At 71.1% G+C, this 16,551-nt stretch carries 14 protein-coding genes; 6 read left to right on the top strand and 8 right to left on the bottom strand.

Translation table 11 applies throughout. The annotated features are described in order from the left end of the window. Positions 1 to 85: 85 nt before the first annotated feature. The gene (recQ, locus tag ACN6M5_RS10795) at positions 86 to 2,143 is read left to right on the top strand and encodes a DNA helicase RecQ (RefSeq protein WP_434949685.1); all 2,058 of its coding nucleotides are present in this window, start codon (positions 86 to 88) and stop codon (positions 2,141 to 2,143) included. Between the two features lie 213 nt (positions 2,144 to 2,356). Here recQ and ACN6M5_RS10790 read toward each other — a convergent pair whose 3' ends face one another. Continuing rightward, the gene (locus ACN6M5_RS10790; protein WP_434949683.1) at positions 2,357 to 4,708 is read right to left on the bottom strand and encodes a lamin tail domain-containing protein; all 2,352 of its coding nucleotides are present in this window, start codon (positions 4,706 to 4,708) and stop codon (positions 2,357 to 2,359) included. 270 nt (positions 4,709 to 4,978) lie between these two features. Next, entirely contained in the window at positions 4,979 to 5,548 is a 570-nt protein-coding gene (locus ACN6M5_RS10785; RefSeq protein ID WP_434949682.1) for a YdeI/OmpD-associated family protein, read from the bottom strand. A 148-nt stretch (positions 5,549 to 5,696) separates the two neighbouring features. Here ACN6M5_RS10785 and ACN6M5_RS10780 point away from each other — a divergent pair, with 148 nt between their 5' ends. Then, entirely contained in the window at positions 5,697 to 6,167 is a 471-nt protein-coding gene (locus ACN6M5_RS10780) for a DapH/DapD/GlmU-related protein (RefSeq protein ID WP_247597163.1), read from the top strand. An 84-nt stretch (positions 6,168 to 6,251) separates the two neighbouring features. Here the strand turns inward: ACN6M5_RS10780 and ACN6M5_RS10775 are convergent, their stop codons facing one another. The 3 genes from ACN6M5_RS10775 to ACN6M5_RS10765 are packed head-to-tail and all read right to left on the bottom strand — an operon-like array spanning position 6,252 to position 8,660. Continuing rightward, a complete protein-coding gene (locus ACN6M5_RS10775; RefSeq protein ID WP_434949679.1) occupies positions 6,252 to 7,589 on the bottom strand; it encodes an MFS transporter in 1,338 nt (445 codons plus the stop codon). Next, positions 7,586 to 8,131: a helix-turn-helix domain-containing protein gene (locus ACN6M5_RS10770; RefSeq protein ID WP_434949677.1), complete on the bottom strand. Its 546-nt coding sequence runs from the start codon at positions 8,129 to 8,131 to the stop codon at positions 7,586 to 7,588. Before ACN6M5_RS10770 ends, ACN6M5_RS10775 begins: the two co-directional genes overlap by 4 nt. Before the next feature lie 31 nt (positions 8,132 to 8,162). Then, positions 8,163 to 8,660: an SRPBCC family protein gene (locus tag ACN6M5_RS10765; RefSeq protein WP_434949675.1), complete on the bottom strand. Its 498-nt coding sequence runs from the start codon at positions 8,658 to 8,660 to the stop codon at positions 8,163 to 8,165. Between the two features lie 188 nt (positions 8,661 to 8,848). On the opposite strand from ACN6M5_RS10765, the gene ACN6M5_RS10760 reads away from it, so the two are divergent. Then, complete coding sequence (locus tag ACN6M5_RS10760) at positions 8,849 to 10,948, top strand: acyl-CoA dehydrogenase family protein (protein ID WP_434949674.1); 2,100 nt, start codon at positions 8,849 to 8,851, stop codon at positions 10,946 to 10,948. 102 nt (positions 10,949 to 11,050) lie between these two features. Here the strand turns inward: ACN6M5_RS10760 and ACN6M5_RS10755 are convergent, their stop codons facing one another. After that, positions 11,051 to 12,076, bottom strand: coding sequence for a malate dehydrogenase (locus tag ACN6M5_RS10755; protein ID WP_434949672.1), 1,026 nt, complete (start codon positions 12,074 to 12,076; stop codon positions 11,051 to 11,053). Positions 12,077 to 12,122: 46 nt separating this feature from the next. Here ACN6M5_RS10755 and ypfJ point away from each other — a divergent pair, with 46 nt between their 5' ends. The 3 genes from ypfJ to ACN6M5_RS10740 are packed head-to-tail and all read left to right on the top strand — an operon-like array spanning position 12,123 to position 15,170. Then, positions 12,123 to 13,013 carry a KPN_02809 family neutral zinc metallopeptidase gene (gene ypfJ / locus ACN6M5_RS10750; protein WP_434949670.1) on the top strand — a complete coding sequence of 297 codons (891 nt, stop codon included), beginning with the start codon at positions 12,123 to 12,125 and terminating at the stop codon, positions 13,011 to 13,013. A gap of 10 nt (positions 13,014 to 13,023) precedes the next feature. After that, entirely contained in the window at positions 13,024 to 13,980 is a 957-nt protein-coding gene (gene pip / locus ACN6M5_RS10745) for a prolyl aminopeptidase (RefSeq protein WP_434949668.1), read from the top strand. Positions 13,981 to 13,985: 5 nt separating this feature from the next. Next, the gene (locus ACN6M5_RS10740) at positions 13,986 to 15,170 is read left to right on the top strand and encodes an amidohydrolase (protein WP_434949666.1); all 1,185 of its coding nucleotides are present in this window, start codon (positions 13,986 to 13,988) and stop codon (positions 15,168 to 15,170) included. Positions 15,171 to 15,250: 80 nt separating this feature from the next. On the opposite strand, the gene ACN6M5_RS10735 is transcribed toward ACN6M5_RS10740, so the two are convergent. Together ACN6M5_RS10735 and ACN6M5_RS10730 are read right to left on the bottom strand one after the other, a co-directional pair. Continuing rightward, on the bottom strand, positions 15,251 to 15,673 hold the full coding sequence (locus ACN6M5_RS10735; RefSeq protein WP_085369092.1) for an FAD synthase family protein: 423 nt from the start codon (positions 15,671 to 15,673) through the stop codon (positions 15,251 to 15,253). Between the two features lie 90 nt (positions 15,674 to 15,763). Continuing rightward, the gene (locus ACN6M5_RS10730; protein WP_434949663.1) at positions 15,764 to 16,348 is read right to left on the bottom strand and encodes an arsenate reductase/protein-tyrosine-phosphatase family protein; all 585 of its coding nucleotides are present in this window, start codon (positions 16,346 to 16,348) and stop codon (positions 15,764 to 15,766) included. Between the last annotated feature and the right edge of the window lie 203 nt (positions 16,349 to 16,551).

Below are 16,551 nucleotides of genomic sequence, written 5' to 3'. Positions count from 1 at the left end.
CTTCCACAAGCTATCAAAACCGGGGTGTTTTCCACAGATCTGCGACGGCCAGGTTTTCGTCGGTCCCGCTCGTTACGATCAGGGGATGAGTTGGAACGCGGAACACCCCTGGGAGCCGGACGAGCGCGACGCGCCACCGGAGTATCCGGAGGAGGCGTTCCCACCTGACGACGCGTACCTCGGCGGGGCGGTGGAGTTCGGTGGTGGTGCGGCGTTCGGTGGTGGTGCGGCGTTCGGTGGCGGTGCGTCGGCGGGGGCTGCGACTGCGGGGGCCGCGACTGCCTCGGCGCGGGCGGCGGCTCCTCGGCGGGAGGTCCGCGCATCCACGGCCAAGTTCGCGAGTCCGGCCGAGGCGCTGCACACGGTGTTCGGCTACGACTCGTTCCGCGGGGAGCAGGCCGAGATCATCGACCAGCTCGTCGGCGGCGGCGACGCCGTGGTGCTCATGCCGACGGGTGGAGGCAAGAGCCTCTGCTACCAGATCCCGTCGCTCGTGCGCGAGGGCACAGGCGTCGTCATCTCGCCGCTGATCGCACTCATGCAAGACCAGGTGGATGCACTGACCGCCGTCGGCGTGCGCGCCGCCTTCCTCAACTCCACCCAAGATTCCGCCGAGCGGTCCAGGGTCGAGAACGCGTACCTCTCCGGCGAGCTGGATGTGCTCTACGTCGCGCCGGAGCGGCTGTCCTCCGAGGCGACCAAGCGGTTCCTCTCCGGCGGCAAGATCGCACTCTTCGCCATCGACGAGGCGCACTGTGTCTCCCAGTGGGGCCACGACTTCCGTCCGGACTACCTGGCGCTTTCCGAGCTGGGGGAGCGCTGGCCGGAGGTGCCGCGCATCGCCCTCACCGCCACGGCCACCGAGGCGACCCACCGCGAGATCACCGAGCGCCTCGGCATGCAGAAGGCGGCGCAGTTCGTCGCGGACTTCGACCGTCCGAACATCCAGTACCGCATCGTTCCCAAGGTGGAGGTGCGCAAGCAGCTGCTCGACTTCATCACCACGGAGCACCCGAACGACGCCGGCATCGTCTACGGCCTGTCGCGCAACACGGTGGAGCGCACGGCCGAGTTCCTCAGCGCGCGCGGCCTGAACGCGCTCCCGTATCACGCGGGACTGGATGCGCGAGTGCGCGCCCAGACGCAGGCCAGGTTCCTCCGCGAGGAGGGCGTGATCGTGGTCGCCACCATCGCGTTCGGCATGGGCATCGACAAGCCGGATGTGCGGTTCGTCGCCCACATCGACCTTCCCAAGTCGGTCGAGGGCTACTACCAGGAGACCGGCCGCGCCGGCCGCGACGGCCTGCCGTCCACCGCCTGGCTCGCCTACGGCCTGCAAGACGTGGTGCAGCAGCGCCGCATGATCGACGACTCGCCCGGCGACCTCGCCCACCGCCGCCGAATGACGCAGCACCTGGATGCGATGCTCGCCCTGTGCGAGACCGTGCAGTGCCGCCGCGTCAACCTCCTGAACTACTTCGGTCAGCGCGCGGAGCCGTGCGGCAACTGCGACACCTGCCTCACCCCGCCGGAGAGCTGGGACGGCACGGTCCCCGCCCAGAAGCTGCTGTCGACGGTGGTGCGTCTGAAGCGCGAACGCAACCAGCAGTTCGGCGCGGGCCACCTCGTCGACATCCTGCGCGGCAAGCGCACCCCGCGCGTCGAGCAGCACGGCCACGACGCGCTCGCCACCTGGAGCATCGGCGCCGACCTCAGCGAGAGCCAGTGGCGCGGGGTCGTGCGGCAGCTGATCGCCCAGGAACTGCTGAAGCCGGAAGGCGAATACGGCGTGCTCGCGATCACCCCGCAGAGCGCCGCCGTCCTCTCCGGCGACCGCCCGGTCGTGCTCCGCCGCGAGCCGGACCGTCCGGAACGCCCGGCGCGCTCCTCCCGCTCCGCAGCGGCCGTCGCCGACCTCGAACCGGCGGACCACCCCCTGTTCGAAGCCCTCCGCGCCTGGCGGGCAGAGGCGGCCAGATCGCAGGGCGTCCCCGCATACATCGTCTTCGGCGACGCCACCCTGCGCGCCGTCGCCTCCGCGAAACCCGCCACCCTCGGCGACCTGGACGGCATCACCGGCATCGGCGCCAAGAAGCGCGAGGCATACGGCGAGGCCCTGCTGGAAGTGGTGGCGTCGGCGTAGCCGGGCGTCACCTGGCGGGGTGCGGCGGCCAGTCCCGCGTGATGTCTTCGTAAAAGCGGACATCCCGCGCCACCTCCGCCGCGTTCTCCGTCGGAACGGAGAACGCGGCGGCGTGTCGCGGGACATGTCCGGCCGAACGCCCGGTCAGCGGGCCGGGCGCTACCCGACCTGTGTGCCGGGCGCTACCCGACCTGCGGGCCCGGCGCTACCCGATCAGCGGGCCGGGCGGCGCATCCGGAGCAGGAGCAGGACGGTTCCGAGCAGCGCGGCGGCGAGGGCCGCGAGCAGCGGCACCGTGACCGACGATCCTGTCGCTGCGAGTCCGGCAGGAGTGTTGTCGGCCGGGGAGGTGACCGTCGGGGTCGTGCCGGGCGGAGTGGTGCCCGGATCCGTGCCTCCCGGGGCGGCGGCCGCCGTCACCGTGATGGCCATCGAGCCCGTGACGCCCGAGGTCAGGCCTGTCACCACGATCGTGTGCGCGCCTGCCGGTGTCCCGCTCGGGATGCTCACCGTCGCGGAGATTGCGCCGGTTCCCGATGCCGTGAGCGTCGCCAGCTTCACCGGCGTGGAGTGCAGCCACACCTCGACCGTCTCGCCCGCCGTGAACTCGGACGCGGTGACGTTCAGCGCGCCGCCGACCGCCACCGTCCCGGACGACAGCGTCACCGTCGCGGGCGTGGTGCCCGGCTCACCGGGACCGCCCGGCTCACCGGGGCCGCCCGGCTCACCCGGTCCGCCCGGCTCCGTCACCACCGTGCACGCGATCGTGCCGGCGCGCAGCGCGTGGCCGTCGTCGTTCGTGTCGTCCGACCAGATCACCGGCTTGTGGCCGTCGACGCACTCCGCCTGCGGGGCGATCGCGAAGCCCTCGTTGTTGAAGTTGGGCATCCCGGTCGGCCGGGCGTATGTGGTGTCGACCGTGAAGTCCCCCGCATCCGCACCCGTGGATGCGATCGTCAGCGTCTCGTGCTGCCCGTCGCAGGTGTCGTCGCAGACAGCCCACAGCTTCTGCGTCTCCTGGTCGAACTGCAGTTCCATCACGCCGGGCATCCCGCTCACGATGGTGGCGACCCTGGTGAATCCTGCGCCGGACTGGTCGAGCGCGTACGCGTAGATGGAGCCGTTCGCTTCGAGGCCGGTGAAGAACAGGCCGTCGCCGTGTCCGGGGTACGACGCAGGGTCGTAAGCCGCTCCGGTGTGCTGGTCGGCGAACCCGTTGGCCGTGAGGTACGCATCCGGGATCCAGGTGACCGCCTCGAGGCCCAGGTTCGGGCCGACCGCCGGAAGGTCGGCGGTGAGGTTCCAGTCGGCCGTGGCGTTCAGGCTCGTGCCGGGCTGTGCCGGGTCGAAGCGGAGGATGGCCGGGCGGCTCACGCCGTTGTTCGCGTTGTTGCGCTCGGTCGAGACGAAGATGCCGCCATCCGGACCCGTGCCGGTGATGGTGACGCCCTCCGAGTCCGGGTCGCCCGTGCCGTCGGCGTAGTGCAGTGCCTTACCCGCTGCCCAGCCGTTGGCCGTGTCCGGGGTCCAGACCGTGCCGTTCCAGAGCAGCCGGTACAGGGTGCCCGGCCCGTTCTTCACGGCCCACAGCACGCCCGGCGCGCTGGTGCCGGACGCCTGGTAGTAGAGGCCGCTCATGTTGCCGCCGAGCACGGTGGCGTCGTCGGCAGTCGCGATCGTCGATCCGCCCGGCCACGGGGTGAGCTGCACATCGCCCTCGCACGCGTTCGGCGCGTTCTTCGTGGAGGCAGCGGTCGTGGCGAACGCGCCGGTGCCGTTGGGGCAGCGGCCGTAGGTGGTGGCGGCGTGCGCCGTCCATTCGTACGAGTCGACCAGGGTCGTGCCGTCCGGTGCGAAGAGGCGCGCGGAGTCCGCCCCGCCCAGTCCGAACGCCGCATCCACGTCGGCCGTGTAGTAGCCGCCCGCCGCGACGACGGTGCCCGCGGGGATCGGGAAGGCGTCGCTGTCCTTGTTGTCCCGCAGGATGTACCCGGACAGGTCGACCGGCGCGGAGCCGTTGTTGATGAGTTCGATCCAGTCGGTGGCGTCGCCGTTCGACTCGACCTCGTTGATGGCGACGGGGACGCTGCAGTCGTTGGCGGCGGCCTTGGTCGGCGAGGTGGTGGTGGTGAACGCGCCGGAGCCGTCCGGGCAGCGGCCGTACGTCGTGGTCGCGTGCGCTGTCCAGCTGTACGAGTCGACCAGCGTGTGGGAGGCGTCGTACAGGCGGGCGGAGTCCGCGCCGCCGAGGCCGAAGCCGAGCAGGGATTCGTCGACGCTGAGGAAACCGCCGGCGGCGATGGTCGAACCTGCCGGAAGCGGAACGGCCGTGTGGGTGTCGTCGTTGTCGAGCAGCGACCAGCCGGTGACGTCGACGGTGGTGGTGCCCGTGTTCATCAGCTCGACCCAGTCGCCCGGCGTTCCGCCGCTCGACTCGACCTCGTTGATGACCACCGGCGATGGAGCGGGGGCTGCGGATGCGGGGGCCGCGACCGCGACCAGGGGAGCTGTGGCGAACGCTGCGGCCACCAGGGCCGACATCGTTCCTCGCCAGTGAGTGCGCAAGCGTGTTCTCCTTCTGCGACGACGGGGGAGCGCGCATCGACGGCGACCGCGAGGCGACCGCGGCTGGCGCGGCTCACCGGATGGATGCGGCGCGCCCGGGTGCAGCTCGCGCGCCGCTCCGACGTGGATGCGAACACTCGCAGCTTCGTGACGCTGCGGGAACACGGGATGAACGGCTCGCGAACGGCGGATGACGCGCATCCATCGAGTCTGAGGTTCTTCACATCCGCGGGCTCGGGTGGCGTGGATGGAGGGGAGCCCGTCCCGCCGTCAGTACAGCGTCTCGTGGCGGGCGAGCTGGTCGACGAACGTGGCGATGCGGCGGGCGCGGGTGTCTGCGCGCTTGGCCGTGGACACGCGGAAGATGATCGCGAAGCGGTTCTGGCCGCTGATGGTCTCGAAGAACGCCGCGGCCTCCGGGTTGGCGGCGAGGGCGGCGGCGAGATCGTCGGGCACCGTCTTGTCCGACTGGCGCTGGTAGGCCGCATCCCAGCGGCCGTCGGCCTGCGCTCGCTCGATCTCGCGCATCCCGTGCTCGGTCATCTCGCCGGACTCGATGAGCGCCGCGACGAGTTCGCGGTTGCGCTGCGACCAGATGCTGCGGCGGCCGCGCGGGGTGAAGGTCTGCAGGAAGTGGGTGTCGTCGAGGCTGTTCCTGCGGCCGTCGATCCAGCCGAAGCAGAGGGCGCCGTCGACGGCCTCGGCGTAGGTGGGGCTCGTGTGGCCGGAGTTCTTCTTCGCGATGGCGAGCCGGACCCCCGCCTCCGTCTCGTGGTTCCGCTGCAGCCAGTCCCGCCAGGCTGCCGCGTCGGGGAGGTACAGGATGCTGTGTTCGGCCATACCTGAATACTGCCCGGAAAAGTACGGGGTGGCTGTAACGAAAGCGACGGTGTACTGTCCCGGTTCTGCGGGACGATCAGGGAATCTTTCCTGGCCGTCTCGTGTTATCAGAATGTGGACTGAAGCGACGATCTCGAAGGGAGACGCGATGGCACGAATGATCGAAGAGCTCGAGGATGAGACCGGCGCCGTAATCAAGTACAAAAGGCACGTCAACGGGCGTGGCCTCGTCGCGCCCACCGCGCGTGTGGCGGAGTCGGCGTTCATCGACGCGACCGCATACGTCGAGAAGGACGCCCGCGTCGGACTCGACGCATACGTCGGCGCGGGCAGCTGGATCGACACCGGTGCGACGGTCGGCGACCGCACCTTCGTGGGCGCGAACGTCCACGTCGGAGCAGGATGCGTGATCGGCAGCGGTGTGCGCATCGGCAGCAACGCCAAGCTGGGCCAGGCCGTCATGGTCGGCAACGGAGCGCGCATCGACCGCGACGCGCAGGTGGAGGCCGGCACGGTGATCGAGCTCCGCGGCTCCGCCGCAGCCCGCGCCGCCCTGTCGGCGCCCGTGCGCCCCGCCGCACAGCACGCCCGGAGGGACGCCACCCGCCGCGCGGCGTAGCGCCCCACCCTACGAGATACCAGTAACTGTCGCGCATCCCGCGCGTTTCGCGACAGTTGCTGGTATTTCGTCTGTCTGGGGGTGTCAGTCCCGGGATGCGGGCAGGTCGCCGGGGGCGGAGGCGGCTGTGGGGGTGGTGCCGTCCTCCTCGGGGAGGGTGGGGCCACCTGCGGCGGGCGCGCCACCTGCGGCGGGCGCGCCGCCTGCCGCCGGCGCGCCACCTGCCGCTGGCGCGCTGGCCGCGCCGAGGGCGCGCGTGCGCGAGCCGGCGGCGAGCACCAGCACGCCCGCGACCGCCGCGCCGACCGCGAAGGCGGTGGTCGTGCCCGCGTGGTCGACGAGCACGCCGGCCACCGCCGCCCCCACCGCGACGCCGAAGTTGACGGCGGTGTTGGTCCAGGTGGTCGCCTCGGTGCGCACGTGTTCGGCGGTGAGCGCGTCGGCGAGCAGGTACGCCGTGATGACCGTCGGAGCGAGGAACAGGCCGAGGCCGAACAGGATGACGCCGAGCGTGATCTGGTCCGGCGCGAGGGCGGCGATGGCGCTGACCGCGACGAACGCGATGCTCAGCACCGTGAGCCGGATGGCCAGCGCAGGCTTCCAGGCGCGGTGGCCGTAGACCAGTCCGCCGACCGCGCTCCCCGCCGCCAGCAGGGCGAGCAGTATGCCGGACGCCGCCGCCATCGACCGTTCGGCGGTGAACGCGGGCACGGCCGTCTCGACGGTGCCGATCACCAGGCCGACGCCTGTCAGCGCGACCAGCACCGTCGGGAAGCCGCGCTGCCGCAGCGGGCGTTCGTGCGCGTGCGCGGTCGTCGTCGCCGCGCCCTTCGCGCGCACGTGCCTGTGCAGGCAGAACAGCGCGGTCCCCACGAACGCCACTGCCGCCGTGGTGAACAGCGCCGTCACCGGCCCGGCGACGAATACGAGCAGCCCGACCAGCAGGGGGCCGGTGGTGAACAGCAGCTCCTCCGCCACCGCATCCAGGCTGTACGCGCGGGGCAGGATGCGCGCATCCGGGGCGATGGACGCCCACATCACACGCATGGTCGACCCGAGCGGCGGCGCGAACACGCCGGCGACCGCCGCGAGGACGATCAGCACCGCGGCCGGGGCGTCGGCCAGGCAGCCGAACGCGGTGGCGACCAGGGATGCGGAGAACAGCACCCCCATCACCAGCAGCGCCCTGGTGGGCCCGAACCGGTCGACGGCCCGCGCGCGGGTGGGGGAGGCGATCACGTTGGTCACGCCGAACGCGCCGGTCGCTGCTCCGGCGGCGGCGAAGGTTCCGGTCGACGCCTGCACGCTGAGCAGCAGCGACAGCGAGACGGTCGCGAACGCGAGCCGCCCGACCAGCGCGGAGCCGAACAGCGCGGCGGCGCCCGGGATGCGGAGGACGTCGGCGTAAGACTCGCGGCTCACTGCGCGTCTCCCTGCGCCAGCTCGAACAGCGCCAGTGTCGCCGCCACCCGGTGGGTTCCGGCGGTGCCGCTGGGCTGGGCGGCGTCGGCCAGGACGATGCCCGCCTCCCGCACCAGCGCCTCCACCTTGCGGTACGCGGCGTCGTCGATCGAGAACTCCGCGTCGGTGAAGGTGGAGCGCGTGCCCGGCGCCTGCAGCACGGCGCGGCGGGCGAGCTCTGCGCTCATGGCGAGGAACAGTTCGGGGGCTCCGGCCATCCCGAGGCGCTCGCCGCTGGTGGGATCGTGGCGGTAGCGCTTGGCCTTGCCGCCGCGGATCGCGACCTCCTCCACCACGTCGACGAGCCCGGCGTCGTGCAGTCGCCGGAGATGGTAGCTCACGTTCGCCTGGGTGTCGCCGAGCTCGCGGGCGGCCTCCGCCGCGCTGAGGGCGGCGCCGCCGAGGAGCGAGAGCAGCCGCAGCCTCAGTGGATGCGCGAGGACGCGCAGGTCGCGCAGCTCGCGCGGCGCAGGCGGGTGCGTCTGGGTGCTTTGGTCGGTCACCCTCCCAGTCTGGCCACCGGCGCAGTAACTGTCAAACAGTTCTTTGGGAGTCGAGTCGCGCCGCCAGCCTGTCCAGGCAGTCGCTCCACCCCTCCACGTGGTCGGCCGCCGCCTCCTCCGACGCGAAGCCGTCGTGCGCGACGGTGATCGTCGTGGCACCCGCCACGCCATCCGCCACGCCATCCGCCATGCCGCCGTCGCCCTCCGCCAGCGCATCCTCCACCAGCGCCACCACCACGCGCGTCTCCTCCGCCTCCCCGTCCCAGTGCCAGGTCAGCTCCAGCCGCTCCGGCTCCACCGCCCGCACCACCGTCCCGGATGCGCCCATCGCCGTCGGAGCCGACCGGATGCTCCACGCGCCGCCCTGGTGCGCATCCATCGTCGCCGTCGTGGCGAACCGGGGCGGCCAGAACCACGAGGCCAGGGCGTCCGCGGAAGTGAACGCCTCCCAGACCAGCGGCCGCTCCGCTGCGACCGTCTTCGTCACGCGCGCGCTCTGCGCACCCGTCGCATCGCTGTGCTCGCCCATGGCATTCCGTCGCTTTCCATGCATTGTTGTGGACAGAGGCACAATCGGCACCCCCGCGATTGGAGCATTCCGCAAACCAGTCGCGGCGCATCCGGCTGCGGTTTGTAGGCCGCGCACCGACGACTTCGCGAACGGGGATGCTCGTCGTAGCGTGACGATATCCCGCACGAGAGCGAAGAGGAACCCTGATGGTCGATACCGCCGAGCGCACGACTCCGTCCGCGAAGAAGCCGACCGCCCCGGTGGCGGACCCCCGATCGGTGACCACTCCGCCCGGCGATCCGTCCGCGCGTGTCGACGTCGAGGCGCTCGGGCGTCAGCTGCTCGGCGACTGGGCGGAGATCCGGCTGGCGTCGCGTGAACTCTCCGGCCGTCCCGAGATGCAGAAGGTCGAGGGGCTCAGCCTCGCGGACCAGCGCGCCCGCACCTTCGAGCAGCTGAAGCTGCTGGTCGAGAACGGCCAGGTGCACCGCGCGTTCCCGAAGAGCGTCGGGGGCGGGGACGACAACGGAGGCAACATCGCCGGCTTCGAGGAGCTGGTGGTCGCCGACCCGTCTCTGCAGATCAAGTCCGGCGTGCAGTGGGGGCTGTTCGGCGCCGCCGTGCTGCAGCTCGGCACCGCCCAGCACCACGAGAAGTACCTGCCGGGGATCATGTCGCTGGATGTGCCTGGCGCGTTCGCGATGACGGAGACCGGGCACGGCTCCGACGTCGCCAGCGTCGCCACCACGGCCACCTACGACGAGGAGACCCAGGAGTTCGTCATCGACACCCCGTTCCGCGGTGCGTGGAAGGACTACCTGGGCAACGCGGCGAAGGACGGCATCGCGGCCGTCGTGTTCGCGCAGCTCATCACCAAGGGCGTCAACCACGGCGTCCACGCCTTCTACGTGCCGATCCGGGATGCGGACGGCGCGTTCCTGCCGGGTGTCGGCGGGGAGGACGACGGCCTCAAGGGCGGCCTGAACGGCATCGACAACGGCCGCCTGCACTTCACCGGCGTCCGCGTCCCGCGCACCGACCTGCTGAACAAGTACGGCGACGTGGCGGAGGACGGCACGTACTCGTCGCCGATCAGCAGCCCGGGCCGCCGCTTCTTCACCATGCTCGGGACGCTCGTGCAGGGTCGCGTCTCGCTCGACGGCTCCGCCGTCAACACTGCGAAGGTCGCGCTGAAGATCGCGATCACCTATGGCAACGAGCGCCGCCAGTTCACTGCGGGAAGCGAGACGGACGAAGAGGTCATCCTCGACTACCAGCGTCACCAGCGCCGCCTGCTGCCGCTGCTCGCGACCACGTACGCGGCCGGGTTCGCGCACGAGGTGTTCCTGCACAAGTTCGACGACGTGTTCAGCGGGCGCGCGGACAGCGACACCGACCGCCAGGACCTCGAGACCATCGCGGCGGCCCTCAAGCCGCTGTCCACCTGGCACGCGCTCGACACGCTGCAGGAAGCGCGGGAGGCGTGCGGAGGCTCCGGCTTCCTCACCGAGAACCGGCTCACATCCCTGCGCCAGGACCTCGACATCTACGTGACCTTCGAGGGCGACAACAACGTGCTGCTGCAGCTCGTCGCCAAGCGGCTGCTCACCGACTTCTCGCGCAAGTTCGCCAAGGCCGACACCGGCGCGCTCGCCCGCTACGTCGTCACGCAGGCGGCGGGCAAGGCCTACCACGGCTCCGGCCTGCGGTCGGTCGCGCAGACGGTCAAGGACTTCGGATCGACCGCCCGCGCCGTCAACTGGCTGCAGGAGCCCACCACCCAGCGCGAACTGCTCACCGACAGGGTCGCGACGATGATCGCCGACGTCGCCGGCAAGCTGCGTCCGGCATCCAAGCTGGGCAAGAAGGCGGCGGCCGACCTGTTCAACTCGCAGCAGAACGAGCTCATCGAGGCGGCCCGCGCCCACGCGGAACTCCTGCAGTGGGAGGCGTTCACCGACGCCCTCGAGCAGGCTCCGGATGCGGGGACCCGCCAGGTCCTGACCTGGCTGCGCGACCTGTTCGGCTTCGGGCTGATCGAGAAGCACCTGGCCTGGTACCTCATCCACGGTCGTCTGTCTCCGCAGCGCGCGCAGGCGGTCACGGCGTACATCGACCGGTTGCTCACCCGCCTCCGCCCGCACGCCGTCGACCTGGTGGATGCGTTCGGTTACGGGCCGGAGCACATCCGCGCGAAGATCGCGACCGGCGCTGAGGCGGAGCGCCAGGCCGAGGCCCGCGCGTACTACGCGGACCAGCGCGCCTCCGGCACCGCCCCCACCCCGGAGAAGTCGCCCAAGCGCTGACGCCCGCCCCCAAACAATCGAGTCCGGACTTATGCACGCGACACGCCGTGTCAGGGCGTGCATAAGTCCGGACTCGATTGTGTGGGGCGTGGGGCGCGCGGGTTAGAGGAGGCCGAGGGCGCGGACGGCGTCGCGCTCCTCGCGGAGCTCGGCGACCGAGGCGTCGATGCGGGCGCGGGAGAACGCGTCGATGTCGAGGCCGTCGACGATGCGCCACGCGCCGCCCTCCGAGCGGACGGGGAACGACGAGATCAGGCCGGCCTCCACGCCGTACGAGCCGTCGGAGACGACGCCGGCCGACGTCCAGCGCGAGCCTGTGCCGTCCACCCAGTCGCGCACGTGGTCGATCGCGGCGCTCGCCGCGGAGGCCGCGCTCGACGATCCGCGCACCGCGATGATCTCCGCCCCGCGCTTCGCGACCCGGGGGATGAACTCGTCTGCCAGCCAGCCCTCGTCGACCAGCTCGGTCACCGGGCGGCCGTTGACGGTGGCGTGGCTGATGTCCGGATACTGGCTGGCCGAATGGTTGCCCCACACGATCACGCCGTCGATCGCCGACACAGGCACGCCGAGCTTCACCGCGAGCTGGGCGACCGCGCGGTTGTGGTCGAGCCTGGTCATCGCCGTGAAACGGTCCGCCGGCACATCCGGGGCGTGGGCGCTGGCGATCAGCGCGTTCGTGTTCGCCGGGTTGCCGACCACCAGCACGCGGACGTCGGACGCTGCGCCCGCGTTGATCGCGGCGCCCTGCGGGCCGAAGATGGCGCCGTTGGCCTCGAGCAGGTCCGCACGCTCCATGCCGGGGCCGCGCGGTCGCGCGCCGACCAGCAGCGCGATGTTGACGCCGTCGAACGCGGCGGTGGCGTCCTCGGTGACGCTGAGGTCGTGCACGAGCGGGAAGGCGCCGTCCTGTAGTTCGAGCGCCGTGCCCTCCGCGGCGGCGCGGCCCTGCGGGATCTCCAGCAGTCGCAGGCGCACGGGCACGTCCGGCCCGAGCAGCTGCCCGGACGCGATGCGGAACAGGAGGGCGTAGCCGATCTGCCCTCCCGCCCCGGTGACCGTGACGGTGACGGGGGACCGGCCTGTGGTGGTGGCGTCTGCGGTGTTCTCGGGGCTCGCGGTGCTCATGCCGCCAGCCTATGACGGGCCACCAACCCGTACTACCGTGGCGGGCATGACCTTCAACCCGAACGCCGACATCAGCGGTGGAAAGACCAAGCGGCGCGGGCGCACGGCCGGGATCGCGGCCGGTGGCGTCGGACTCGGCGCCATCGCCATCCTGCTGCTCTCGCAGCTTCTCGGCGTCGACCTCACCGGGTTCGTCGACGGCGGGGCGTCCCAGGGCCAGACCCAGCAGATCGGCACAGGGGAGGAGCTCACCGACTGCACGACCGGCGCAGACGCTAACGCGCGCATCGACTGCAGGATGAAAGGCGCGGCGGCATCCATCGAAGCGTTCTGGACCACCGAGATGCCGGCGCTCGGCGGCTCGTACACCTCCCCGCAGTTCGTGCTCTTCACCGGCCAGACCGGCACGGGATGCGGCGCTGCGTCGAGCGCGACCGGCCCGTTCTACTGCCCGACCGACCAGACCGTCTACGTCGACACCGCGTTCTACGACGAGCTGCGCACCCGCTTCGGGTCGAGCGGCGGCCCGCTCGCCGAGATGTACGTTGTCGCGCACGAGTGGGGTCACCACATCCAGAACATCGGCGGGATCATGGATGCGCACCCCAGCCGTTCCAGCGGCGCGGCCTCCGACAGCGTGCGGCTGGAGCTGCAGGCCGACTGCTTCGCCGGAGCGTGGGCGGGCGCGGCGTCGACCACGAAGGACGAGAACGGCGTGCCCTTCCTGCAGCCGATCACCGAGGCCCAGATCCAGGATGCGCTCAGCGCGGCCTCCGCCGTCGGAGACGACCGCATCCAGCGCGCATCCACCGGCGACATCCAGCCGGACACCTGGACGCACGGATCGTCCGAGCAGCGGCAGCGCTGGTTCTCCACCGGGTTCCAGAACGGCGCGGCGTCCTGCGACACGTTCTCGGTGCGGGCGGGCTCGCTGTAGCCTCGGGCGTATGCGCACTTTCTACCCCGAAATCGAGCCATACGACTCCGGCCTGCTCGACGTGGGCGACGGCCAGCAGCTCTACTGGGAGACGAGCGGAAACCCGGACGGCAAGCCGGTGGTGTTCCTGCACGGCGGCCCGGGCGGAGGCACGAACCCGAACCAGCGGCGCGCGTTCGACCCGGAGAAGTACCGGATCGTGCTGTTCGACCAGCGTGGCTGCGGCAAGAGCCTGCCGCACGCCAGCGAGCCGGAGACCGACCTCAGCGCGAACACCACCTGGCATCTCGTGGCCGACATCGAGAAGCTGCGCGAGCACCTCGGCGTGGAACGCTGGATGGTGTTCGGCGGTTCGTGGGGAAGCACGCTCGCGCTCGCGTACGCCGAGACGCACACCGACCGCGTGACCGAGCTGGTGCTGCGCGGCATCTTCACGCTGCGTCCCGCCGAGCTCGACTGGTTCTACGAGGGAGGGGCGGCCGCGCTGTTCCCGGACCTGTGGGAGGGCTTCGTGGAGCCCGTGCCCGTCGCCGAGCGCGGGAGGCTCATCCGGGCGTACAGCAGGCTGCTCAACGACCCGGACCCTGCCGTGCACATCCCGGCGGGTGTCGCGTGGTCGCGGTGGGAGTCGTCGACGATCACCCTGCTTCCCCGGCCGGATGTGGTGGAGAGCTTTACCGAGCAGCAGTACGCCGTGGCGTTCGCGCGCATCGAGAACCACTACTTCATGAACGGCGGCTGGTTCGAGGAGGAGCAGCTGATCAGGAACGCGCACGTGCTGGCGGACATCCCTGCCGTGATCGTGCAGGGCCGGTACGACGCGTGCACCCCGGCGATGACGGCGTGGGATCTGCACCGGGCCTGGCCGCAGGCCGACTTCCGGATGATCCCGGATGCGGGTCACGCGTTCGACGAGCCGGGCATCCTGGATGCGCTGATCGAGGCCACCGACCGGTTCGCCGGGTGAGCGCGATGCAGACCGTTCTGCGCAATGTGCGGCCGTGGGGTGGGGAGGCGTGCGACCTCCGGATCGCCGACGGTGTGATCGTCGCCGTCGAGCGGCACGACCCGGCGGCGGAGGCCGTGTCCGGCGACCCGGGCACCCGGTTCATCGAGGGGGACGGGCTGCTGGCCCTGCCCGGACTGGTGAACGCGCACGCCCACCTCGACAAGAGCTGGTGGGGCAAGCCGTGGGTGTCGTACGGCGGCGAGGCCACCACGCAGGGGCGCATCGAGCACGAGCGGGCGCACCGGGGCGAGCTGGGCATCCCGAGCAGCGAGAGCACGCTGGCGCTGCTGCGCGCGCTGGTGGAGCAGGGGACGACGGCGTTCCGCTCGCACGTCGACGTTGACCTCGGGGTCGGGCTCGACGGCATCCGGGTGGTGCGGGAGGCTGTGGCGGCGCTCGGCGTGCCGGTGGCGCTGGAGATCGTGGCGTTCCCGCAGGACGGCGTGCTGCGCAGGCCGGGCGTGCTCGACCTGCTCGACCGTGCCGCGGCCGAGGGCGCGGAGCACATCGGCGGCCTCGACCCGGCATCCATCGACCGCGACCCCGTCGGTCAGCTGGACGCTCTGTTCGACATCGCAGACCGGCGCGGCGTCGGCATCGACATCCACCTGCACGACGGCGGGGAGCTCGGCGCGTTCCAGTACGAGCTCATCATCGAGCGCACGCGCGCGACCGGGCTCGCCGGGCGGGTGAACGTCGCGCACGGCTTCGCCATCGGCGAGCTGCCGGAGGCGCGGCGGCGGGCGCTCATCGACGGGATGCGCGAGACCGGCGTGTCCATCACCACGGTCGCCCCGATCAACGCCCCCCGCCTGCCGCTCGCCGAGCTGCGCGCGGCCGGCGTGCCCGTCGGGCTCGGCACGGACGGCATCCGGGATCTGTGGGGACCGTACGGTGACGGCGACCTGCTGCGGCTGGCGGCCAGGCTGGCGCAGCTGTCCGGCTTCCGCCGCGACGACGACCTGGTGGATGCGGTGCGCGTCGCCACGAGCGACGCCGCGTCGTTCGTCGGCAGGGCCACCCACGACCTCACGGTCGGCTCGGTCGCCGACGTCGTGCTTCTCGACGCGCAGAACGTTCCGGAGGCGCTCGTCGCCGCGCCGCCCCGCTCGCTCGTCCTCGTCGCCGGCGAGGAACTCCCTGCCTGACCCAAAAAATCGAGTCCGAACTTATTCACGCGACACGCCGAGGCGGGGCGTGAACAAGTTCGGACTCGATTGTTTCGGGGTCAGCCGGCGAGGACCGCGAGGGCTCGGCGGAGCGTGGTGGACGACGTGGTCATCGTGTACGGGAAGTAGACGACCTCGACGCCGACGGCGGCGAACTCGCGTTCGAGGCGCAGGCCCTTCTCCGTGCCGCGCCAGTCGTCGCCCTTGAAGAACACGTCGAACTGCAGTTCGCGCCAGGTGTCGAGCTTGTCCGGCACCGTCTCGGCGACCGCCTCGTCGACGAAGCCGATGTTCCGCACGATCTCGAGTCGCTCGGCGAGCGGGATGACCGGGTCGATGCCTTTGACCTGCCGCAGCATCTCGTCGGACACGACGCCGGCGATCAGATAGTCGCACTGGCTCTTGGCGTGCTTGAGGATGTTGAGGTGTCCGATGTGGAACAGATCGAACGCCCCCGCTGCATAGCCGACGCGTCGGGTCACGGGCTTCGCCTTCCGGGTTGAGGTTTCCTCACCTATTCTGTCGAATAAGTGAGAATTTGTCACCCCATCCGCGAAACTCGCTCCGTCCGGCTACGGATGCGTGCTCAGCAGCACCCGTGCGATCCTCTCGGTGAGCGGTTCGATCTGTCCGAGCGATGCCACATACGCCGACCGCCCGCGCCCGTACGGGTCGAGGATGTCCCCCTCCACATACCCGCGCCTGGTCGCCGCCCCGCGGTTCGCGACGGCGGCGCTCGGCCGGTGCGACGCCGCCCACGCCGTCAGCTCCCGGGCGGTGACCGCAGCAGGCTCGGGATGCGCGTCGGCGGCATCCGCGAACTCCGTCAGCGTGAAGGCCCTCCGCACCGTGCCCGGCGCGGCGCCCACCGCCCACTCGCGGTGTTCGCGGGTGGCCGAGAGGATGAGGTCGGCGGAGGAGAGCAGAGCGCGATCCGCCTGCCGGGAGACGAACTGGTCGCTCTCGATGCCCCGCTCGGCGAGGAGTTCGTCCATCGGGGAGGAGATGCCCCATCCGGTCATCGCGTGCGTGCCGGCCGAGCTGACGTCGAAGCGCTCGTCGCCGGCGAGGGCGTGCGCGAGGAGCAGATCGGCGGCGGGGGACCGGCAGATGTTCCCCGTGCAGAGCGTCAGGATGCGGAAGGTCGGTGCTGGCACCAGACCATTCTCGCGGACCGCCGCGATGGATGCGCTTACCACGCGACGCAGGGGCCTTCAGGCTGGCAATCCCCTGAGAGCGGTGGCCCTCTAAGTGGGTCTGTGAGAGCGCTTCACCCCTGTGTTTTCCTCAAGAAAACGTTTGTTGGCCAATCTGAATGGCGCGCTATCTCGCGGATCGCGCCACCCGAATGGGGGGTCGC

Source organism: Leifsonia araucanica, from assembly GCF_051161895.1.
In the GTDB taxonomy this organism is placed as follows: Bacteria; Actinomycetota; Actinomycetes; order Actinomycetales; family Microbacteriaceae; genus Leifsonia.
Note: the sequence above shows the minus strand (reverse complement) of the source record. Positions and strands in the feature narration are given on the sequence as shown.